21 protein-coding genes are annotated in these 20,526 nt (G+C 31.0%); 16 read left to right on the top strand and 5 right to left on the bottom strand.

Annotated elements, in window-relative coordinates:
* Nucleotides 1-166: 166 nt before the first annotated feature.
* Together LQ682_RS08015 and LQ682_RS08010 are read right to left on the bottom strand one after the other, a co-directional pair.
* Nucleotides 167-1,114, bottom strand: a complete 948-nt coding sequence (locus LQ682_RS08015; protein ID WP_016998486.1) for a cation diffusion facilitator family transporter — start codon at nt 1,112-1,114, stop codon at nt 167-169.
* 21 nt (nt 1,115-1,135) lie between these two features.
* Nucleotides 1,136-1,435 (bottom strand): ArsR/SmtB family transcription factor, encoded by a 300-nt coding sequence (locus LQ682_RS08010; RefSeq protein ID WP_082892515.1) that lies wholly within the window; start codon nt 1,433-1,435, stop codon nt 1,136-1,138.
* 136 nt (nt 1,436-1,571) lie between these two features.
* Here LQ682_RS08010 and LQ682_RS08005 point away from each other — a divergent pair, with 136 nt between their 5' ends.
* From LQ682_RS08005 to LQ682_RS07985, 5 genes are all read left to right on the top strand, one after another.
* Entirely contained in the window at nt 1,572-1,886 is a 315-nt protein-coding gene (locus tag LQ682_RS08005) for a CHY zinc finger protein (RefSeq protein ID WP_016998484.1), read from the top strand.
* 111 nt (nt 1,887-1,997) lie between these two features.
* Nucleotides 1,998-2,495, top strand: a complete 498-nt coding sequence (locus LQ682_RS08000) for a hypothetical protein (protein ID WP_016998483.1) — start codon at nt 1,998-2,000, stop codon at nt 2,493-2,495.
* A gap of 74 nt (nt 2,496-2,569) precedes the next feature.
* Nucleotides 2,570-4,006: an MDR family MFS transporter gene (locus LQ682_RS07995; RefSeq protein WP_016998482.1), complete on the top strand. Its 1,437-nt coding sequence runs from the start codon at nt 2,570-2,572 to the stop codon at nt 4,004-4,006.
* A 117-nt stretch (nt 4,007-4,123) separates the two neighbouring features.
* Nucleotides 4,124-5,188 (top strand): YkvI family membrane protein, encoded by a 1,065-nt coding sequence (locus LQ682_RS07990; RefSeq protein WP_016998481.1) that lies wholly within the window; start codon nt 4,124-4,126, stop codon nt 5,186-5,188.
* Nucleotides 5,189-5,235: 47 nt separating this feature from the next.
* Nucleotides 5,236-6,270, top strand: coding sequence for an alpha/beta hydrolase (locus LQ682_RS07985; protein WP_064211413.1), 1,035 nt, complete (start codon nt 5,236-5,238; stop codon nt 6,268-6,270).
* Nucleotides 6,271-6,331: 61 nt separating this feature from the next.
* Here the strand turns inward: LQ682_RS07985 and LQ682_RS07980 are convergent, their stop codons facing one another.
* The gene (locus LQ682_RS07980; RefSeq protein ID WP_016998479.1) at nt 6,332-6,835 is read right to left on the bottom strand and encodes a GNAT family N-acetyltransferase; all 504 of its coding nucleotides are present in this window, start codon (nt 6,833-6,835) and stop codon (nt 6,332-6,334) included.
* 120 nt (nt 6,836-6,955) lie between these two features.
* On the opposite strand from LQ682_RS07980, the gene LQ682_RS07975 reads away from it, so the two are divergent.
* The 7 genes from LQ682_RS07975 (at nt 6,956) to LQ682_RS07945 (ending at nt 14,195) form a co-directional block, all read left to right on the top strand.
* A complete protein-coding gene (locus LQ682_RS07975; RefSeq protein ID WP_016998478.1) occupies nt 6,956-7,879 on the top strand; it encodes an NAD-dependent epimerase/dehydratase family protein in 924 nt (307 codons plus the stop codon).
* Between the two features lie 9 nt (nt 7,880-7,888).
* The gene (locus tag LQ682_RS07970; RefSeq protein ID WP_016998477.1) at nt 7,889-8,572 is read left to right on the top strand and encodes a response regulator transcription factor; all 684 of its coding nucleotides are present in this window, start codon (nt 7,889-7,891) and stop codon (nt 8,570-8,572) included.
* A gap of 1 nt (nt 8,573) precedes the next feature.
* Nucleotides 8,574-9,581, top strand: coding sequence for a sensor histidine kinase (locus LQ682_RS07965; RefSeq protein ID WP_016998476.1), 1,008 nt, complete (start codon nt 8,574-8,576; stop codon nt 9,579-9,581).
* A 104-nt stretch (nt 9,582-9,685) separates the two neighbouring features.
* Nucleotides 9,686-10,447 (top strand): ABC transporter ATP-binding protein, encoded by a 762-nt coding sequence (locus tag LQ682_RS07960; protein ID WP_016998475.1) that lies wholly within the window; start codon nt 9,686-9,688, stop codon nt 10,445-10,447.
* Nucleotides 10,437-12,368, top strand: a complete 1,932-nt coding sequence (locus LQ682_RS07955; RefSeq protein WP_239724091.1) for an ABC transporter permease — start codon at nt 10,437-10,439, stop codon at nt 12,366-12,368. The genes LQ682_RS07960 and LQ682_RS07955 overlap by 11 nt, the downstream gene beginning before the upstream one ends.
* Before the next feature lie 198 nt (nt 12,369-12,566).
* Nucleotides 12,567-13,184, top strand: coding sequence for a DUF47 domain-containing protein (locus LQ682_RS07950; RefSeq protein WP_016998473.1), 618 nt, complete (start codon nt 12,567-12,569; stop codon nt 13,182-13,184).
* 12 nt (nt 13,185-13,196) lie between these two features.
* Nucleotides 13,197-14,195: an inorganic phosphate transporter gene (locus LQ682_RS07945; protein ID WP_064205079.1), complete on the top strand. Its 999-nt coding sequence runs from the start codon at nt 13,197-13,199 to the stop codon at nt 14,193-14,195.
* Between the two features lie 234 nt (nt 14,196-14,429).
* On the opposite strand, the gene LQ682_RS07940 is transcribed toward LQ682_RS07945, so the two are convergent.
* Nucleotides 14,430-15,236, bottom strand: a complete 807-nt coding sequence (locus LQ682_RS07940) for a LysM peptidoglycan-binding domain-containing protein (RefSeq protein WP_016998918.1) — start codon at nt 15,234-15,236, stop codon at nt 14,430-14,432.
* Nucleotides 15,237-15,561: 325 nt separating this feature from the next.
* Between LQ682_RS07940 and LQ682_RS07935 the strand changes: the two genes are divergently transcribed.
* The 3 genes from LQ682_RS07935 (at nt 15,562) to LQ682_RS07925 (ending at nt 17,616) form a co-directional block, all read left to right on the top strand.
* Complete coding sequence (locus LQ682_RS07935; protein ID WP_016998919.1) at nt 15,562-16,209, top strand: Bax inhibitor-1/YccA family protein; 648 nt, start codon at nt 15,562-15,564, stop codon at nt 16,207-16,209.
* Nucleotides 16,210-16,405: 196 nt separating this feature from the next.
* Nucleotides 16,406-17,119: a YebC/PmpR family DNA-binding transcriptional regulator gene (locus tag LQ682_RS07930; protein ID WP_016998920.1), complete on the top strand. Its 714-nt coding sequence runs from the start codon at nt 16,406-16,408 to the stop codon at nt 17,117-17,119.
* A 14-nt stretch (nt 17,120-17,133) separates the two neighbouring features.
* Entirely contained in the window at nt 17,134-17,616 is a 483-nt protein-coding gene (locus LQ682_RS07925) for a cupin domain-containing protein (RefSeq protein WP_016998921.1), read from the top strand.
* Between the two features lie 122 nt (nt 17,617-17,738).
* Here the strand turns inward: LQ682_RS07925 and LQ682_RS07920 are convergent, their stop codons facing one another.
* Nucleotides 17,739-18,848 (bottom strand): 5-methyltetrahydropteroyltriglutamate--homocysteine S-methyltransferase, encoded by a 1,110-nt coding sequence (locus tag LQ682_RS07920; protein WP_016998922.1) that lies wholly within the window; start codon nt 18,846-18,848, stop codon nt 17,739-17,741.
* A gap of 129 nt (nt 18,849-18,977) precedes the next feature.
* Here LQ682_RS07920 and LQ682_RS07915 point away from each other — a divergent pair, with 129 nt between their 5' ends.
* Nucleotides 18,978-20,501 carry a phospholipase D-like domain-containing protein gene (locus tag LQ682_RS07915; RefSeq protein ID WP_016998923.1) on the top strand — a complete coding sequence of 508 codons (1,524 nt, stop codon included), beginning with the start codon at nt 18,978-18,980 and terminating at the stop codon, nt 20,499-20,501.
* Nucleotides 20,502-20,526: the final 25 nt, after the last annotated feature.

The raw sequence follows: 20,526 nt of genomic DNA, 5'->3' as shown, positions 1-20,526 counted from the left end.
AGCTATAGCCTTGTTCATATAAATCAAAAGCTTCTAATAAAGTATTGATATCTATTTTAATATTTCTAGTCATAATAAAACTCCCTGCTAAATTTTCACTATTTAAGTGTTTACTTAACAGGGAGCATATCAAGATACTTAAAGGGAAGGCTTTATAATATTTAATTTAATGCACATGTTCAGTTGTATCCATACAACATAATAATGAATCGTCATGTTGATGATTTGGTGTTTCTAACTGTATTGTCGCATGATGAATAGATTTATGACTTAATTTGTGATTGATTTCTTCTATTATATTGTCACATTCTGAGACAGTTTTTTGACTATCTACAACAGCATGACAACTTAAAGCTGTTAAGTCACTTGTTATTGACCAGATGTGTAAATCATGTATATCTATAATGTCAGGATGTGATTTAATAGTTTCGGTTATTTCGTTAACATCGATGTTTGGAGGCGTGCCTTCCATTAACACGTTGAGTGCTGATTTTGTAACCCCATAGCCACTCTTAATAATAAGAAGTGCCACAATAACACTTGCGATTGGATCGGCTAATCTCCAACCAAATATAATCATAATTAAAGCTGCTGCAATTGCACCGACAGACCCTAATAAATCACCGAGTACATGTATAAAAGCGCCTCTCATATTTAAATTATCTTTCGTGTCAGAGCCTTTAAACATTAACCAAGCTATGAATAAGTTCACTATTAAACCTATTGTACTGATTATAAGCATCCCAGTTGATGCCACTTCAGGAGGATTGAAAAATCTTTCAAAAGCTTCGTAAAAAATATATAAACTAATGGCGATTAAAAGTACACCATTAATTAATGCAGCTAGTATTTCAAACCTGCGATACCCGTAAGTTTTCTTATGATTTGCAACGCGTTCGCCAAATTTAAACGCCATAAGTGCTATAAATAGTGAAATAGCATCACTTAACATATGACCAGCATCTGATAACAGAGCTAAACTATTTGTAATATAACCACCAATTACCTCTACTATCATAAATAAACCAATAATAATAAACGAAATGAGCAATATTTTTTTGTTATTAGTATGCACATGGTTATGTGCATGATCGTGGTGATGATCGTGTGACATAAATTTTACCCCCAAATATATTTAATGTTTAGCATGCTCTATAGCTTGCTTTAGCAGTAAAATCACATGGTCATCATCTATAGAATAATAAATACTTTTTCCTTCGCGATCGAATTTAACCAGTCTTAAATTTTTTAAAAATCTAAGTTGGTGAGAAACAGAAGACTGACTTAAAGAAAGTGTTTCTGCTATACAGCCTACAGAATGACGACCAGTACATAGTAAATGCAATATTTTTACGCGAGTTGGATCGCTCAATGCTTTGAATGTTTGAGAAACTAATAATAATGTTTCTTCATCTAATAAATTAGATTGTGTCATAGTGTACTCCTTTTCATATGAATATGTGTTCATATATAAATATATAACATAAAACATTAAAAGTCAAAGCGTATAAAATTGACAAAGTATACTTTATTATGAGAAGTTTTAAATATTATAAATTGAGGAGGTACACATGGTTAACATACACGGTTTAACTGTTGACGATGAGTCGAGATGTACACATTACCATACGCCACTTGATATCATAGCAATAAAATTTAAATGCTGTAATAAGTTTTATTCATGTTATAAATGTCATAATGAAAATGAAAATCATGAAATAATAAGATGGGAAAAAGATGAATTTGATGAACAAGCAATTTTATGCGGTGTCTGTAATCAAACAATGTCCATTAATGATTATATGTTAAGTGAGGTATGTCCGCACTGTTCTGCAAGATTTAATCATAGATGCAAATATCACCATCATATTTATTTTAAAATTTAAAATATACCAGTTTTTGAAAGTATTTATAATAAAAACGTGTTATAATATTTTTAACCATAAAATTGAGAGTTAACTTCGATAGATGTTGCATAGAGAGAAGGAGGACATTGAATGAAAGATTTGATTAAAGGTCATATATTAAGTGGCGAATTTGATACTGCATATAGATTGATGTCCGAAGTGGATTTCTTAGAATTTGAAGAACACTTTATTTCAGCAGCTCATGAAGATGAAAGTACAATGTTTTATACTTTTATACTCGATTGCATAAAAAGAGAAGAAACGAATGAATTACACGATTTAGCATTTCTTCTACATGTATATCCATATAGTGATCATGAAGGTGCTTTCCATACAGCTTATTATCACGCAGAGCGTTCTATGATTCTTACAGAACATAAGGAAGTGAAGAGTTTGTTACAGATGCTTTTATTACACGCTATTCCTGAGCCTTTGCTGACTGATAAACAAGCTTTTGACTTAAGTAAACAAATTTTAAAATTAGATCCAGAAAATAAAGTAGCAAGAAACATAATGAAAGAAACTGCTAAGCGTATGGATCAAGTTGTAGTTGATTTTTCTCAACTGTCTAAATTCAATAACGCTTAAACCTAGTCAATTGACTAGGTTTATTTTTTATGGCATCATAGGAAAGTTAAAAAAATAAAAATTAGGAGAAAGACATGGATAATAAATTTAAGAGAAGAATCATAATGATAGTGTTTCTAGTGGGAACATTTTTTATGATTTTAAATGAAACACTTTTGAATATAGCATTAAAAGAGCTAATGTCTGTATTTAATGTAGATGCACCAACTGTGCAATGGATGGCAACTGGTTTCATGTTGGTAATGGGTGTGTTAACGCCGTTATCAGCAATCGTTAACCAGTGGTTCCCCACAAGAAAACTATTTTTAGGGTTAGTTGTTATATTCTCAATTGGAACATTAATTGCGGGATTGGCATTGAATTTTCCAATGTTATTAGTCGGAAGAATGGTTCAAGCTGCAGGTACGGGACTTATGATACCTACTGTTATGAACGCCATGCTGATGCTTTATAAAGAAAGTGAACGCGGGAAGATTATGGGTCAATTTGGTTTAGTTATAATGTTTGCTCCAGCATTAGGACCAACGTTATCGGGAGTTATCGTTGATTACCTAGGTTGGAGATGGTTATTTTTAATTGTTCTTCCATTTATGTTATTTACATTTATATTTGCTTATAAATATTTACAAAATGTAGGAGAGGTTACAAAACCAAAAGTCGATATTGCATCAATTGTAATGTCTACAGTAGGTATTGCTGGTATCATATACAGCGTTTCATCAGTTAGTTCAATTGAAGGTGGTTTTACAAATCCAGCCATCTACATTACATTGATCGTGGGCGCAATTTCAATCGTTTTATTTGTTTTAAGACAATTTAAACTTGAAGAGCCAGTATTGGATTTAAGAGTATTTAAATATCATAATTATACTAAAGGTGTTATCATATTCGTTGCTGTTATTATGACGATGTTTGCTTCGGAAATTGTAATGCCTATGTATCTACAAGGTCCGATGGGCTTTAGTGCAAAAGTAGCTGGTCTCATTCTATTACCTGGTGCATTATTAAATGGTTTCCTTTCACCATTTATGGGAGCTATTTTTGATAAAGTTGGGCCAAGAAAACTAGTTGTACCGGGATTACTTTTATTATTAGGTGTGTCTATTTTTTACGCAAACATTCATCCAGGTATATCGGTATGGGTATTTGTACTTGTTTATATTATATTGATGGTCAGTATATCAGCTGTACTTATGCCTGCTAATACTAATGCTTTAAATGCGTTACCTAAAGAAATGTATCCACACGGAACAGCTGTATCTAATATGCTTCAACCAATAGGTGGAGCATTAGGTATTGCAGTATTTGTGAGTATTATGAACGGTGGACAAACTGCAGCTTTAGAAGGCATTAAAAATCCTACAACAGAAGATGTAAACCAAGCGATGACTATTGGATTACATCAGTCTTATTGGTTCGCTATTGTATTATTAGCTTTAGTTGTAATTGTTGGTTTCACAGTTACGAGAGCTAACTATAGCAAAACTTTAGAAAGTAAAAGTGAACAATAAATGTAAAAATATAAAACCTCTTACTTAAGTAAGAGGTTTTCTTAATCTTAATGAATATTTTTAAAAACAGTGGGTATAAGATTATATGTTGATTCAATTAAATGAGGAGGAACATTTGTGTCAAATGTAAAAGAAGCAACTAAAATTGGTTTTGCCTATGTCGGAGTCGTGGTAGGTGCAGGATTTTCTACTGGTCAAGAAGTGATGAAATTCTTCACTCATTATGGCTTATATGGATACATAGGCGTTATTATTTCAGGGATTATGTTGGCCTTCTTTGGTAGACAAGTCGCGAAAATTGGTACGGCGTTAGATGCTGATGACCATAGCTCAACTATTAATTATTTATTCGGAAAATTCGGTGTCGTGATTGATTATGTATTAATCTTTTTCTTATTTGGTATATCCGTCACGATGATTGCTGGCGCAGGCTCTGCATTTGAAGAAAGTTTCAGTGTCCCAACTTGGTTGGGGGCGTTAATAATGTGTATTGTTATATATATAACATTATTATTAGATTTTGATAAAATAGTTAAAGCTTTGGGTGTCGTAACACCATTCTTAATCATTGTCATTCTAATTATTGCAGGCTATTTCTTTGTGAATGGTCATGTAAGCATTAGTGATATAAATTCAACTGTAAAACAACCAAGTTTATTATGGGGGATTTTACAAGGATTTATTTACGGTGGTTTAGCATTTTCAGTAGGATTTAGTACTTTAGTCGCTATAGGTGGCGATGCTGATAAACGACATATTTCAGGTTTAGGTGGAATTATCGGCGGTGTTATTTATTTAGTATTATTAGGTTTAATCAATTCAGGTTTACTATCAGAATACCCAAACATCATCGGAGTAGAAATACCAACTTTAGCCTTAGCTAGAACGATTTCTCCAATAGTTGGTTTAGCATTATCGATTATCATGTTAATGGTAATGTATAACACAATATTAGGGCTAATGTATTCATTTACTGCTAGATTTACAGTGCCTTTTTCTAAACAATATATTGTATTACTTACTATAGCAATGGTAGCAGCTTATGGACTTAGTTTTGTTGGGTTCTCATCACTTATCGATAAATTATATCCAGCTATGGGTGTTATAGGTTTAGTTATCTGTGCGGCTATATTATTTAAGTATATTTTAAGGAAAAAAGACAACAAAAAACATATCGCATAAAATTATTGTATATGTTAAACTATCTTCTTACATGAGGAAGTGAACATATGAAAAGAAAGAAACGACGATTGTTTATTTTAATAGTGGCGATCATCGTTGTTATAAGCGGTTTCTATATCTATAACAAATATCAAGAACATAAACAACGTGAAATGCAGTTGCAAGCTCAAAAGGCAAACCAGTTGCTACTTAATAACAAAAAAGTTCAACTTTCACGCGATGTGGCATATGGGCACGAAGCTCCAAATAGCCAAATGGATATAATAACACCATCCAATATTAAAAAAGGTGAAAAATTACCTGTTATTTTTTGGACGCATGGGGGCGGATTTATAGCTGGCGATAAAAGGCATAAAAATCCTTACTTAGCGCAAATTGCAGAGCAAGGATATATTATTGTGAATGTTAATTACGCGTTAGCACCAGCTTCTAGATACCCAACGCCTATACAACAATTAGATCAAGCTACAAAATATACACTCAAAAATAGAAACAAATTTAACATTGATCATAGACAAATCGTATATGGTGGAGACTCAGCCGGTGCACAGATTGCAAGTCAATATGTTGCACTACAAACAAATCCAAAATTACGACAACAAATGGAAATGAAACCAACAGTTAAACGTAAATACCTTAAAGGTGTTATATTATTCGGTGGTTTATATAATATGCAAACTGTTAGAAGTACGGAATTTCCTAGAATTGATTTATTTATGACAAGTTACACAGGCTCTGAAGAATGGGAAAGAAACTTTTCTCAAATTAATCAATTATCTACAGTTGAACAGATTACAGATAATTATCCTCCTACATTTTTAACAGTAGGGGATGCAGATCCATTTGACCCACAAAATAGAGAATTTAACGATGTACTAAAAAAATATAATGTTCAAACAACAACAACATTCTTTGATGGTACACACGGATTACGTCACCAATATCAATTTCATATGAACTTAAAAGAAGCTAAGAAAAATTATAATAATGTAATGATGTTCTTAGGTGCGAACACTAATAAGTCACCATATGAAAATAATACAAAGCGTGAATCTGAAACTGTAGTAAAAAAAGATAAATAAAAACTAACAGGCTAAGACAATTATTTGTCTTAGCCTGTTAGTTTTATATAGGTGGATGATTTTATAAAAGTTTAGCCATTACAAATTCATCATAATATTTTTCATTAAAATACAAAGTATCTTTTTTTCTACCTTCATTTTTAAAACCAAACTTCTCATATAAGCGGTAGGCGGGTTCATTTTCTGTAACAACTGTTAGCTCTAATCGATGGAGCTGTCTTTCTATCGCCCAAGACTCAGATTTTTGTAGTAATTTATAGCCGATTCCTTTATTTCTAAATGTTGGTAATAGACCCATTGCTAATTTTGCAGAATGTTGGTTTCTATGTGTACGACCGCCTTGAATAGTAACATAACCGATTAAGACATCATTTAGTTCAGCAACGATTATAGTAGAATTACTTGTAGTAATCATCTCTTCTAAAAATAATGTTTGGTTTTGTATAGAAATTTGATGTTCACCAGGATTGAACAAAAGATATTCTGACTGGTTAATAACGCTATCTAATAATTTGTTGAAATTTTCAACGTCATTTATTCTAATTTCTCGAATGATTTCCTCCATAAAATATCTCCTATTTCTATTTATTATTTATAATCAGTGTTATATTTAGGGTAATTAAAGTTTAAAGTTATAATCAGTATAACATATGTGTAAAGACCGTTAATAAAGGAGTGTTTCAACATGAAACCGAATGTATTAATCTCTGGTGGTTCAGGATATATAGGTAAACATTTAATTCATACTTTAAAAGATATAGGCAATTTATATGCTATTACAAAATATGAAGAAGATATGACTGAAGAAGATGTGTTATGGAGAAAATGCGATATTTTTGTTTTGAAAGATATGATAGAAGCATTAAAAGATATAGATATTGCAATATATTATTTAGATCCAAATAAAAAATCTGCAAAATTAACTCAAAGTAATGCAAGAAATTTAAACATTATAGCTAGCGATAATATGGCAAGAGCATGTAAAGCAAATAATGTTAAACAAATCATATATATTACAGGCTCTCCTTTTGATCAAGAAACAATTCAAACTTTAAAATCATACGGTACAGAAGTTATCGAAACAGAACAATCTATTAAACGACCTGCTGTTTCTATTGAATTGCAAAGGTCGAAATATGATGATGTTAGAAGTGTACATCGTATGCCATTACCGTATTCATGGAATTTAGAACAAGGTATGGAATACTATTTTGAATGGTTAGAAGAAACAAGTGGCACGCTTGTAAGGATTAAACATTACAAAGATACTTATTATATTTATTTTAAGCATAGTAATAAACCATTATTACAATTACAAAGAGAACGTCATGATATTGGTGATGATATAATACAATTTAAAGTAGTAGGCGGTACACTAGCTGTAAATATGTACGAAGATAATGGCATTTTAGAATTTAGACGTTTTAAAGAAACGAATGAATTTATGGTTCATTTATTTAATTATATACCTAGAATTCCTTGGGGGATTTATTATTTATCTCAAGCACCTATTCATAATGTTACATTAAAAGGATTTGAGATTGATTGTAGAATTAAAGATTTTCAATTACGTTCAGAGGCAGGAGAATCAAAAAAATATACTAAGTAGAGGGATAGAATGGAATTATTAATTATAGAAGATGATGAAACACTATTTAAAGCGATGCAAACTCAACTTGAGAAATGGGGTTGGTCTGTTCATGGTATTAATGATTTCAGTTTAGTATTTGAAGAGTATCAAAAAATAGAACCAGAAATGGTTATTATTGATATTCAATTACCTAAATATGATGGATTTTACTGGTGTCGGATGATTAGGCAACAATCTAATGTGCCGATAATATTTTTATCTTCTAGAGACCATCCTATGGACCAAGTCATGAGTATGGAACTAGGTGCAGATGATTTTATACAAAAGCCATTCCACACAGAAGTACTCGTTGCGAAATTACAGGCAATATATAGAAGGGTCTATCAGTATAATAAAGAAGAACCTCGTGTGAAATTATGGAATAAAGCTCGTGTAGATTATGGTAAGCATGTTATAGAAAAAAATGACATTGAAATATCACTTACTAAAAATGAAATGTTTATATTAGAAATTTTACTTAATCATAAAAATGAAATCGTAACAAGAGATACAATTATTACCGCATTGTGGGATGATGAGCAATTTGTTAGTGATAATACTTTAACAGTAAATGTTAATAGACTAAGAAAAAAATTAACGGACATTGGTTTAAATGATTTAATTGAAACAAAAGTAGGCAAGGGTTATATTGCCCACGAGCCGGAGGGATAGGATGCTTAGACAGTTTTTAAAAGAAAGATGGCCGTGGATAATATTTTTTATAGCTATGCAAATTGTGATTCTCATCACTTCTTGGCTTGATGTAGCGATATCTGTAAAAAGTGCTCAATATTTAATATGCGTTAATCTTATTTTATTTGTTATCTTTTTGTTATTAATCTATTCAAGAGAAACAAGGTTTTATCATGCTTTAAAGTCGAATATGTCTCTAAAAGAAATGGAACATAAAGACTTACAACATTCTGCTTATGAAAAAATTATATTTAACTATATTGAAGATTATGAAGAAACGAGTCGTTCAACTATTCATAAACAGAATAAAGAACTTAAGCAAACTAAAAATGATTTATTAGAATGGATTCATGAAGTGAAGACACCTATCACTGCTATGAAATTATTGTTAGATCAGATAGAAGACACAAAGTTAAAGCAAGATTTATTGTATGAGTGGAGTCGTATCGATTACTTACTCGATCAACAATTATACATTAGAAGATTAACTTCTAAATCTAATGACTTTTACTTTGGACACTTTAATCTGAAAAATATGGTCATAAAAGAAATTCAGCATGGTAGAAATATAAGCATTGCCAAAGGTGTCGGTTACGATATAAAAATAGATAATACAGAAGTCTATACTGACGAAAAATGGTGCCGTACCATCTTGAGACAAATTATAAGTAATGCTTTAAAATACACTGAAAATAGTGATATATTGATTAAATCTGGAGAACAACACGGTCAAACTTATTTAGTAATAGAAGATAAAGGTAGAGGTATAAAAGCAAGAGATTTACCAAGAATTTTTGAAAGAGGTTTTACTTCTACAACGAATCAAAGGGAATCAACTGCGACGGGCATGGGATTATATCTTGTGAAAGAGATAGCTGAAGGACTAAGTATAAAAGTGAATGTCAAATCAACATACGGCGAAGGTACAAAAGTCCTTCTCATTTTCCCTAATCCGAATATGTTTACAACAATTGAACTTGCAAAGTGACAATAATGTCACTTTGCAAGTTCAAATTGTATCATGAATCGAAGGATTTAGAAGCGGTAAACGATTAATATTAAACCATAAACAAATTTAAAGGAGTTTTGAAAATGAGCATATTAAAAACCGAACAACTAGTAAAAGTTTATGGTTCTAAAAATAATCAACAAGAAGTTTTAAAACAAATAGATATGTCAGTAGAAAAAGGCGAATTTATTAGCATAATGGGACCTTCTGGTTCTGGTAAAACAACGTTACTTAACGTATTAAGTTCTATTGATTACGCAACTAGTGGACAAATTGAAATCAATGGTAATCAACTACAAAATATGAATAACAGACAGATGTCGAACTTTAGAAAAAAAGAATTAGGTTTTATTTTCCAAGAGTACAATTTATTAAATACGTTAACTGTTCAAGAAAATATTATGTTGCCATTAACAATTCAAAAAATCTCTAAAAAAGAAGCATATAAAAGATACGAAGAAGTTAGTAAAGTATTAGGTATTTTAGATATCCAAAACAAATATCCTAATGAAATCTCAGGTGGTCAAAAGCAAAGAACTTCTGCAGCAAGAGCTTTTATAGCACAACCATCTATAATATTTGCTGATGAACCGACAGGTGCATTAGATTCTAAATCAGCTTCAGATTTACTTAATAAGTTGGATCAACTTAATCAAACAACTGGTGCAACAATCGTAATGGTTACACATGATTCGGTAGCTGCAAGTTATTCTAATCGTGTTATTTTCTTAAAAGATGGTAAAGTTTATTCTGAACTTTATAAAGGAGACGATGATAGAGAAACATTCTATAAAGAAATCATCAAAACACAAAGTGTGTTAGGTGGTGTCGTAAATGAGCTTTAATCAAATCGTCATTAAAAACTTACGACGTAGTATCCAGCATTATAGTATGTATGTTTTTTCAATTACGATGAGCGTCATGTTATTCTTTGGATTTGTAACTTTAAAGTATTCAGATGATTTAAAAGGCTTACAATCTGGCGTTAAGGCAGACGCAGGTATTAAAATTGGTATAACATTATTAACTGTTATTATTGTGATTTTCTTATTATATGCAAACCAATTATTTATAAAAAGAAGATCAAGAGAAATGGGATTATATCAATTAATAGGTATGACTAAACGTGAAGTATTTAAAATATTCGCTTTAGAAAATCTAGTGTTATTTGCACTTACAGTTATTTCAGGTACTATTTTAGGATTTTTCTCATCAAAAATTTTACTTATGATACTTTATAAAATAATTGGAGTAAATCAAGAAGCACATTTAGATTTTAGTATACAAGCACTTTTACAAACTGTAATATTAATGATTGTTATTTACATTATTATATCTATACAAAACTATATTTTCATTAAACGAAAAACAATTTTAACTTTAATGAATGAACATCATGCAACGGACACTAAAATTAAAAAAATAAAACTATACGAGCTTATATTCGGTGCAATAGGTATCATTATGATTATCAGTGGTTATTATTTATCAAGTGTTTTATTTGATAATTCTAAGGGTATGATCGATTTATATACAAGAATGTTAACTATACTTTTCTTAACAATAGTAGGTGCTTACTTACTATTTAGATGTTCTATATCTTTAATATTCAATACGATACGTAAGTATAAAAGAGGAATGTTAACTGTTACAGATGTTGTATCAACTTCATCTATTATGCATAAAATGAAAACAAATGCTTTATCTCTTACAATTATCGCAATTGTTTCAGCTTTAGCAGTAGGGCTCTTATCTTTAAGTTACATTTCATATTATAATGCAGCAGAAACTGCTCGTGATACATCACCAGATGACTATATCTTCATTAAAGAAGACAAAGCAAAACAATTTAAAGAAGAACTTAAAAACGAAGGTATTCCATATAAAGTTCATGATTTCCATGTGACGTTCTATAAGTTAGATGATTCAAAAGTATTTAAAGCTAGAAATGATATGGAAGGTCAACAATCTAATTCTCCGACTATTGTTGCAAAAGCTTCAGATTTTAAAGATATAAATTTAAAAAATGATGAAGTTGCAATAGTTGGTTATAGTGATATGTTAGATAAAGTTGTAACAGTAGATGATAAAGAGCCAATTGTTTATAAGGTAAATAATGAAACGAAAAAATTAAAAGTTAAATCAATTAATAATGATAAATATTTAGCAAGTATAGTTTCATTTAATAGTCCTGTTAATGTTGTTTCAGATGATACATTCAATGAAATGAAAAAGAATGAAGCTAAAAATGATAGTTATAATGATCAATATGGTATTAATTTAAAAAATAAACAAGATATTAAAAAAGCTGAAAGTATATTCGCTAAGGTAGCAAAAGATGAAAATGGCGGTGCTTTATCTTACAATGAAATATATGAAAATTCTAAAAGCACATTAGGTTTAATGCTATTCGTGCTAGGATTCTTAGGAATAGCTTTCTTACTATCAACGGGTTGTATCATATATATTAAACAAATTGATGAAACTGAAGATGAAACTTCAAATTACAAGATTTTAAGAAAGCTTGGTTATACTTCAAGAGATATGTCACGTGGTATAGCATTGAAAATTGGTTTTAACTTTGCATTACCACTTATTATCGGTTTGTGTCATGGTTATTTTGCTGCTAAATCAGGTTGGTTCTTTATGGGAGAATCATTCTACACACCAGTATTAATTGTTATGTCACTATACTCTTTAATATATGTTCTCTTTGGAGTACTTGCTTATATACATTCTAAACGTGTTATACAACGCGCGTTATAAAGGTTTTCAAGACTAATGCTTGCCATTAGTCTTTTTTTATGTTATAAAAAATCAATGTAAACATTGTATTTTCAGAAAGTTTACAAAGAACTTAAAAATTTAAAAATACATTAATAAATAGTGGTTTAATTCAATTTGAAAGAGTACAATGGAAGAGTAATTACGTAAATTATGATGTATATTTTGGGAGGATTATTAATGTTTAATAAGAAAAAGGATAAGTTTGGTATACAGCTAGAAGCTATAGCTGAGAATTTAAGCCGCGCATCTGTTGAATTTGGAGAAATGGATTTTGACTCTGACTTCGATTTGAAAGCTTATTCAGATAAGATAAAAGCCTATGAATCAAATGGTGATGATTTAATGCACCAAATGATTACAGATTTAAATCAAACTTTCATCACACCAATTGAAAGAGAAGATATTCTTGAACTTTGTGATGCATTGGATGATGTTTTAGATGAAATGGAAGAAACATCAGCAATGTTTGAAATGTACTCTATCAGTTATTCTGATGACTACATGGCAGAATTCGTTAAGAACATTCAAGCAGCAGTAAAAGAAATTGCAATTGCTGTGTCACTTGTAGCAGAGAAGAAATTCTCACATATTCGCGTTCACTCAATCAACATTAAAGAATATGAAACTAACTGTGATGGTATTTTAAGACAATCTATTAAATACATTTTCAACAGTGAAACAGACCCTGTAACATTAATAAAAATAAAAGATATTTACGAATCATTAGAAGATGTAGCAGATAAATGTCAATTAGTAGCAAACAAACTTGAACAAATCATTATGAAAAATAGCTAAGGAGTTTAAAAAATGGATAGTTTACTCATTCTTACCGTAGCTATTGTTGTATGTGCGTTACTTTTTGACTTTATTAATGGTTTCCATGATACAGCCAATGCTATCGCAACAGCAGTATCTACAAAGGCACTTAAACCAAGACATGCCATATTATTAGCAGCAGTAATGAATTTTATCGGAGCTTTAATGGCGACAGGTGTTGCCCAAACAATTGCAAAAGATATCGTTGACCCATTCAAATTAGAAAATGGTTCGATTGTTATTTTAGCAGCATTGCTTTCAGCAATAGCATGGAATCTGATCACTTGGTACTTTGGTATTCCAAGTTCGTCTTCACATGCTCTAATTGGATCTATCGCTGGAGCTGCAATCGGTTCGGCAGGGTTCGGCGTATTACATTACCAAGGATTTTCTAAAATTATATTAGCATTAATTGCTTCTCCAATTCTTGCTTTTATTGTCGGGTTTACGATGTATTCCATTTTTAAAGTTGTATTTAAAAATAATAACTTAACAAGAACAAATAGAAACTTTAGATTTATTCAAATTGGTACAGCAGCTTTACAAGCTTTCTCACACGGTACAAACGATGCTCAAAAAGCAATGGGTATTATTACTATGGCGCTTATTTCAGCTAATCTACAATCTACAACTGATATAGAATTGTGGGTTAAAGTAAGTTGTGCTACCGCAATGGGACTTGGAACAGCAGTAGGTGGTTGGAAAATCATTAAAACTGTTGGTGGTAACATTATGAAAATTCGTCCGGCAAATGGTGTTGCAGCAGACTTATCATCAGCATTTGTCATTTTTGGTGCGACGTTTATTCATTTACCAGTATCAACAACACATGTTGTATCTTCATCAATTTTAGGTGTAGGTTCTTCTCAACGCGTTAAAGGTGTTAAATGGACTACAGCTCAGAGAATGATTATTACATGGATTATTACATTACCAGTATCAATAATACTATCGTTTATTATTTATCATATTTGCGTACTATTTGTATAAAAATAGGAAAGCACACTTTCAATTGTAACTTGAAAGTGTGCTTTTTAATTTAAATTAAAAAAGGGATGGGTGCAGAAATCTCATTTTAATAAATAGATTTCGTAGTCCCACCCCGGCAAGGATGACTAGGGTTGGAAAAAGCTTGATATAAGCGCATTTTCAATCCAGTCAGCTACTGCCATTATAATAAAAGAGGCTGAGACATGTATTTATGCCCCAACCTCTTTCAATATATTAATGAATATAAGAATAGTTGTAAACTTCAGATGCAGGGATTGTTCTATAGTCTGTTACACCCGGTGGTGTATTATAATTTGTTTCAGATACAAGTAGACTACCATCTGCATTAATAGATTCTACATATGAAACATGACCATATTGACCAGCGCTTGATTGCATAATTGAACCAACAGCTGGTGTATTATCTACACGGAAACCGTCTGCTTGTGCAGCGCCAGCCCAATATTTTGCGTCTCCCCAGTATGTGCTAATTGCACTACCAGCTTGACCTCTGCGGTCAAAGACATAATATGTGCATTGTCCCCAGTCGTATAAGTTTTGGTCATTAAATGTTTGGTTACCGCCTGTTTGAGAAGGTGGTGTATTGTCAGAAGGTGCAGTTGTATCACTACCACTACCACCTGCAATTTTTAACGTTTGACCAGGATAGATAATATAACCTTGTAAATTATTTGATTTCATAAGTTGGTCAACTGAAACACCATGTTTTTGGGCGATTACTTCTAAAGAATCACCATTTTTAACTGTGTATGTAGAACCTGAAGTTGCTGTTTCTTGTGAACCACTTCCTCCAGCTGAACTACTTCCGTTTACAGTAATGACTTGTCCAGGAAAAATCATATTCCCTGAAATGTTGTTACTTGATTTCAGTTGATCTACTGACACACCATATTGATCTGCAATAGCCCACAATGACTCACCATTTTTGACAGTGTGTTGTGTAGAAGCTTCAGCATCGTTATGAGCGGCGATTGCTGCAACACCTGAAACTGCTGTTACCGCGAATGCAAATTTTTTCAAAGGCTTATCCTCCTTGTTATCTCGATATTATGTTATAAAGCATAATGCTAATAGCTAATATATAAATCCCTCGATAGATAAATAGTAACAAAAATAAAAACCTGTGTACTGTATGTAATCATCTTGTAATAAAAACACAATAATATTAAATATTGTTTTGAAAAATATTTATATGCATAGTCACTGTGATGGTGGGGTATATATGTAATATGGTAATATATGGTTGTTGATTGAATATTACAAATTTGAATCAATCAACTCGTTTGATATGTTATGGTCTAACATGTAAAATATGGATAATACTTTATAAAAGGAATGATAAAAATTGAGTTATGAACATAACTACGGTACATATCAAGAAATAGAATCACGAGGTTCATCAATTCGAAAAACTTGGTTGTATTTTTTATACTATTGGGTAATTTTTGGAATTGGTACATATTTAGGTCAGTTTGTGCCACCAGCATTATATCTACCTATAACAATAGGCGTATTCGCTATGATAATGATTTCTTTATTTACAAAATCATCTAGAAAATTTGGCGGATTAATATCAAATCTATTCGCATTTTTAATTGGTATATTATCTTATACATCGTTTATGTATTACCTAGGAACATTAGGTACTCAAGCATTTTATGGTAATATCGCGTTAGCTATAGGAGCCTTTGCTGCTTTTGGTGTGCTAGGTTACTTCATGATTGATAATGCCGCGGGATTAGGAAAATATTTATTTGTTACATTAGTAGCTTTAGTTATTGCTAGTTTTATTGGTATATTTTTAAATAATCCTATATTCCATACAATTATTTCAGTTATTGGAATTGGTTTATTCTTATTATATACAGTGTACGATTTCAATCGAATGAAAAGAGGTCAATTTTCACCGAGAGAAATGGGATTTAACTTATTTATAAACTTACTTAACATCATCATGCATATACTTAGATTAGCGAGTATTTTGAGAGATTAAATAATTAGACTGAGACAAAATTACATGTCTCAGTCTATTTTATTATATTGGTAGTATATGGCAAAATTAAAAGTTTACTTTTATCAAGATTTTTCAATCTCACTTTTTTTACATAAAACGGTAAACTTTGCGAGATGAGCGCAATATTGTATAATAAGAATGTTAAAATAACTCACTTTGAAAGAGAGATGGAATTATGGGACGTAAATGGAATAATATTAAGGAAAAAAAAGCCCAAAAAGATAAAAATACGAGTAGAATATACGCGAAATTCGGCCGTGAAATATACATGGCAGCTAGATCAGGTGAGCCAGACCCAGAGGCTAATCAAAATTTAAAATTCGTATTGGAAAAAGCTAAAACGTATTCTGTTCCTAAACATATAGTAGATAGAGCTATTGAAAAAGCAAAAGGCGGTTCAGAAGAAAATTATGATGAATTAAGATACGAAGGCTTTGGTCCAAGTGGTTCAATGCTTATTGTAGATGCATTAACAAACAACGTTAACCGTACAGTAAGTGACGTTAGAGCTGCATTCGGTAAAAATGGTGGAAATATGGGTGTTTCTGGATCAGTAGCATACATGTTTAATAACACAGCAGTATTTGCATTTAAAGGTAAATCTACTGATGAAGTTTTTGAATTATTATTGGAAGAAGATTTAGACGTTAGAGATGTTATTGAAGAAGAAGATTTAACAATTGTTTATGCTGAACCTGATCAATTTGCTCAAGTCCAAACTGTCCTAAAAAATAATGGTGTAGAGGACTTCGAAGTTGCTGAATTATCTTGGTTAGCTCAATCTGAAGTAACATTATCTGAAGAAGATTTAGAAACGTTTGAAAAATTAGTAGATGCTATTGAAGACTTAGAAGATGTTCAACAAGTTTATCATAACGTTGAATTATAAATGGAGAGATAAAAATGAATCAAGAACAATGGATTGATATGCTAAATTTAGAGCCTCATCCTGAAGGTGGCTATTATAAAGAAATTATTAAATCTAGTCATACTTTGGATGACCAAAATGCGATGTATACGAGTATATATTTTTTATTAGAAAAAGATAACATATCTCATTTTCATCGTATTCAATCAGATGAAGTGTGGTACTATCATGCAGGACAAACATTAACTGTGCACATGATTCATTCCAATGGCGTTTATGAACAAGTAAAAGTAGGGCCTAACATTCAAGATGGTGATGTGTTACAAGCACTTGTACCTAAAAATACAATATTTGCATCAACTGTTGAAGGCGATAATGATTTTGCATTAGTAGGCTGTATGTGTTCACCAGGTTTTCAATTTGAAAAATTCGAATTGTTTACTCAAGAAGAATTGTTAGTAGATTACCCCCAACACGAAGAAGCAATTAAAAAGTATGCATTTGAATCCATTGAATAAAATAGCAAAAAAGGCGAAATATAAATCTCATACTCAAAATAAATGTTCCTAATCCTTTAATTAAAATAAAGGGTTAGGAGCATTATTTAAATGAAATAGTTAAACATTTTTAATTGTTGTTATTATAGTTCGCCGTATACTTCTTTTGCTGTTTCAACAATATAAGCTAACTTTTTCCATTGTGCTTCTTCTGTTAAGATATTACCTTCTTCAGTTGAAGCAAAGCCACATTGTGGGCTTAAACATAGTTGGTCTTTCGATACATATTCTGTCGCTTCATCAAGACGATTTAGTATATTCTCTTTATCTTCTAATTCACCAGTTTTAGAAGTGAATAATCCTAGAACGATATAAGCATCGTCTCTATCGAAATGTCTTAAAGGTTCAAAGTCTCCTGAACGATTATCATCGTATTCAAGGAAGAAACCTTGTAATTTTTCTGTGAATAGCTCTTTTGCAATTGGCTCATATCCACCACTAATTGCCCATGAAGATTGATAATTCCCTCTACAAATATGAGTAGTAATTAATAGGTCATTTGGTAGATCTCTCAATGAATCATTCACTACTTTAGCGGCTAATTTAATTGCTTCTGCTTTTTCATCTTCTGTACGCTCTCTATTCTTGATAAGTTGTTTTGTTGCTGCTAATCCAGCCCAATAAACATCATCAATTTGTAAGTAACGACAACCTAGTTCATAAAATTTTAAAATAGTTTGACGATAAGCTTCTGATACATCTTTAGCAAAATCATGAATATCAGGATAAATATCGTGGTTTAAAATATTTGGATGAAATAATTGATTTGGACTTGGAATAGACACTTTACTTACAGCTCTACCGTCAACTTGCTTATGTAAATATTCAAAATGTTCAAAGTGTGGATGATTAGGATTAAATTCAACTTTTTGGACAACTCTTACGTCGTGCTTTTTAGTTTCTACACCATTAAAAGTCAGTCCAATTTCAGGCTCATAATCTTCAATACCTGTTAAATTTTCTAAGAAGTCAAAGTGCCAATAAGCACGTCTGAATTCTCCATCAGTGATACTTTTTAAACCGACTTCTAATTGTTTTTCGACTATTTTATTTATTTCTTCATCTTCGACTTTTTTTAATTCGTCTTTAGATAGATTACCTTCAAAATATTTCTCTCTAGCTTCTTTTAAAGGTTCTGTGCGTAATAAACTGCCAACATGGTCGGCACGGAAAGGTCTTAATGCTTCTGTCAATTTACTTCACTCCTATGTATTTTCTCTAAAAATTCTGAAAAATTCAATATTAATAAAAATACCAAAGTAATCCATCGCTGTCAATTATATTTTGATATAATAAAAATATAAGGAGAGGGGGTTATAAATTTGGCAAATAAAAAGAAAACAAATGTGAAGAGTAAAAATAATTTAAAGCAAAGAAAAAAATCTACAAAAAGTAAAAAGAAAAGAAGTAAATTTAAGAAACATTATATTTTATGGAGTTTATATATAATAATATTCACGATTATAGCAGTCAGTATTTATAACGTATTTAAGCCCTTACCTCATGGAGTATCAAAATTAAGTTCAGAGACTAAAACAGATGAAGTAGAACTATTAACTGATTTATCATATAAATCTGGAAATGAAATGCATTACGACCACGAAATATTTGATAAAGTCAATGAAACCATTCAAGAAGCAAATGATTTTATTATAATGGATATGTTTTTATTCAATGGTTATCAAACTGGAGACAAAAAGTATCCACCAATATCAAAACGGATTACAGATTCTTTAATTCAGAAAAAACAAGAGAATCCAAATGTTAGAATCATAATATTAACAGACCCTATCAATACATTTTATGGCTCATACACGCCTGATAATATAAAAGATTTAAAGAATCATAATATAGATGTACGTTACACAAATTTAAGTAAGTTAAGAGATTCTAATCCTATTTATTCAGGTGCATATCGCACATTATTTCAATGGTTTGGTAATAGTGAGAAAGGTAAGTTGCCTAACCCTCTGAGTGGAGAAGCACCAAATGTTACTGTTAGAAGTTATTTAAAGTTATTAAATATGAAAGCCAATCACAGAAAAACACTTGTTACTGAAAATCATGGGATGATACTTTCTAGCAATCCTCACGATCCAAGTGGTTATCATCAAAATGTCGGTGTAAGAGTGTCTGGTCCGATTCAAAAGGCACTCATAAAATCTGAGATTGCTGCTATAAATATGAGCGGTGCTCAATATGACGAATCAGATTTTAAAATCAATCATAATAGTTGGAAAGATAATGCACGTTATACTGTACAATTGGCTACAGAAGGTAAAATTAAAGAAAAGGTCATTAGTAACATTAAGAAAGTGCAATCCAAAGACCGTATTTCAATAGGTATGTTCTATTTATCTGACCGTGATGTTGTTAAAGAACTGATAAAAGCATCTAAAAGAAATGTAGATATTAAAATTATTTTAGACATTAATAAGGAAGCTTTTGGTAAAGAAAAACCAGGCGTGCCTAATAAACCGGTAGCTAGTGAATTAATTAATCGAACAAATAATAATATTAAAGTGAAATGGGCTTTAAGCAATGGGGAACAATTTCATTCTAAATATTTATTGTTTGAACAACATGAAAATAAAGATGCAACGATGATATTAGGTTCATCCAATTTAACTAGAAGAAATATGAATGATTACAATTTGGAAACTGATATTATAATTCAAGGTAAACAGGATGATCCTGCGTTTCAAAAACTATCTACAACATTTAATGATGCATGGATTAATAATGATCATTCATACACTGCACAGTATGATGAATATAAAGATGAATCACTGTGGAAGAAACTATTATATAGAATACAAGAAGAGACTGGTTTATCCAGTTTCTAATATAAATGCTCCTATTTCGTTAATT

Origin of the sequence: Mammaliicoccus sp. A-M4, assembly GCF_022386955.1 — a bacterium.
In the GTDB taxonomy this organism is placed as follows: Bacteria; Bacillota; Bacilli; order Staphylococcales; family Staphylococcaceae; genus Mammaliicoccus; species Mammaliicoccus lentus.
The sequence above is the reverse complement of the archived record's forward strand: the minus strand, read 5'-3'. Positions and strand labels throughout refer to the sequence as shown.

Coding starts and splice junctions, on each gene's coding strand:
- LQ682_RS08015 (WP_016998486.1), bottom strand. CDS start 1,114: ATGTCACACGATCATCACCACGATCATGCACATAACCATGTGCATACT.
- LQ682_RS07925 (WP_016998921.1), top strand. CDS start 17,134: ATGAATCAAGAACAATGGATTGATATGCTAAATTTAGAGCCTCATCCT.
- LQ682_RS07950 (WP_016998473.1), top strand. CDS start 12,567: ATGTTTAATAAGAAAAAGGATAAGTTTGGTATACAGCTAGAAGCTATA.
- LQ682_RS07995 (WP_016998482.1), top strand. CDS start 2,570: ATGGATAATAAATTTAAGAGAAGAATCATAATGATAGTGTTTCTAGTG.
- LQ682_RS07930 (WP_016998920.1), top strand. CDS start 16,406: ATGGGACGTAAATGGAATAATATTAAGGAAAAAAAAGCCCAAAAAGAT.
- LQ682_RS08010 (WP_082892515.1), bottom strand. CDS start 1,435: ATGACACAATCTAATTTATTAGATGAAGAAACATTATTATTAGTTTCT.
- LQ682_RS07980 (WP_016998479.1), bottom strand. CDS start 6,835: ATGGAGGAAATCATTCGAGAAATTAGAATAAATGACGTTGAAAATTTC.
- LQ682_RS07985 (WP_064211413.1), top strand. CDS start 5,236: ATGAAAAGAAAGAAACGACGATTGTTTATTTTAATAGTGGCGATCATC.
- LQ682_RS08000 (WP_016998483.1), top strand. CDS start 1,998: ATGAAAGATTTGATTAAAGGTCATATATTAAGTGGCGAATTTGATACT.
- LQ682_RS07965 (WP_016998476.1), top strand. CDS start 8,574: ATGCTTAGACAGTTTTTAAAAGAAAGATGGCCGTGGATAATATTTTTT.
- LQ682_RS07955 (WP_239724091.1), top strand. CDS start 10,437: ATGAGCTTTAATCAAATCGTCATTAAAAACTTACGACGTAGTATCCAG.
- LQ682_RS07970 (WP_016998477.1), top strand. CDS start 7,889: ATGGAATTATTAATTATAGAAGATGATGAAACACTATTTAAAGCGATG.
- LQ682_RS07945 (WP_064205079.1), top strand. CDS start 13,197: ATGGATAGTTTACTCATTCTTACCGTAGCTATTGTTGTATGTGCGTTA.
- LQ682_RS07975 (WP_016998478.1), top strand. CDS start 6,956: ATGAAACCGAATGTATTAATCTCTGGTGGTTCAGGATATATAGGTAAA.
- LQ682_RS07960 (WP_016998475.1), top strand. CDS start 9,686: ATGAGCATATTAAAAACCGAACAACTAGTAAAAGTTTATGGTTCTAAA.
- LQ682_RS08005 (WP_016998484.1), top strand. CDS start 1,572: ATGGTTAACATACACGGTTTAACTGTTGACGATGAGTCGAGATGTACA.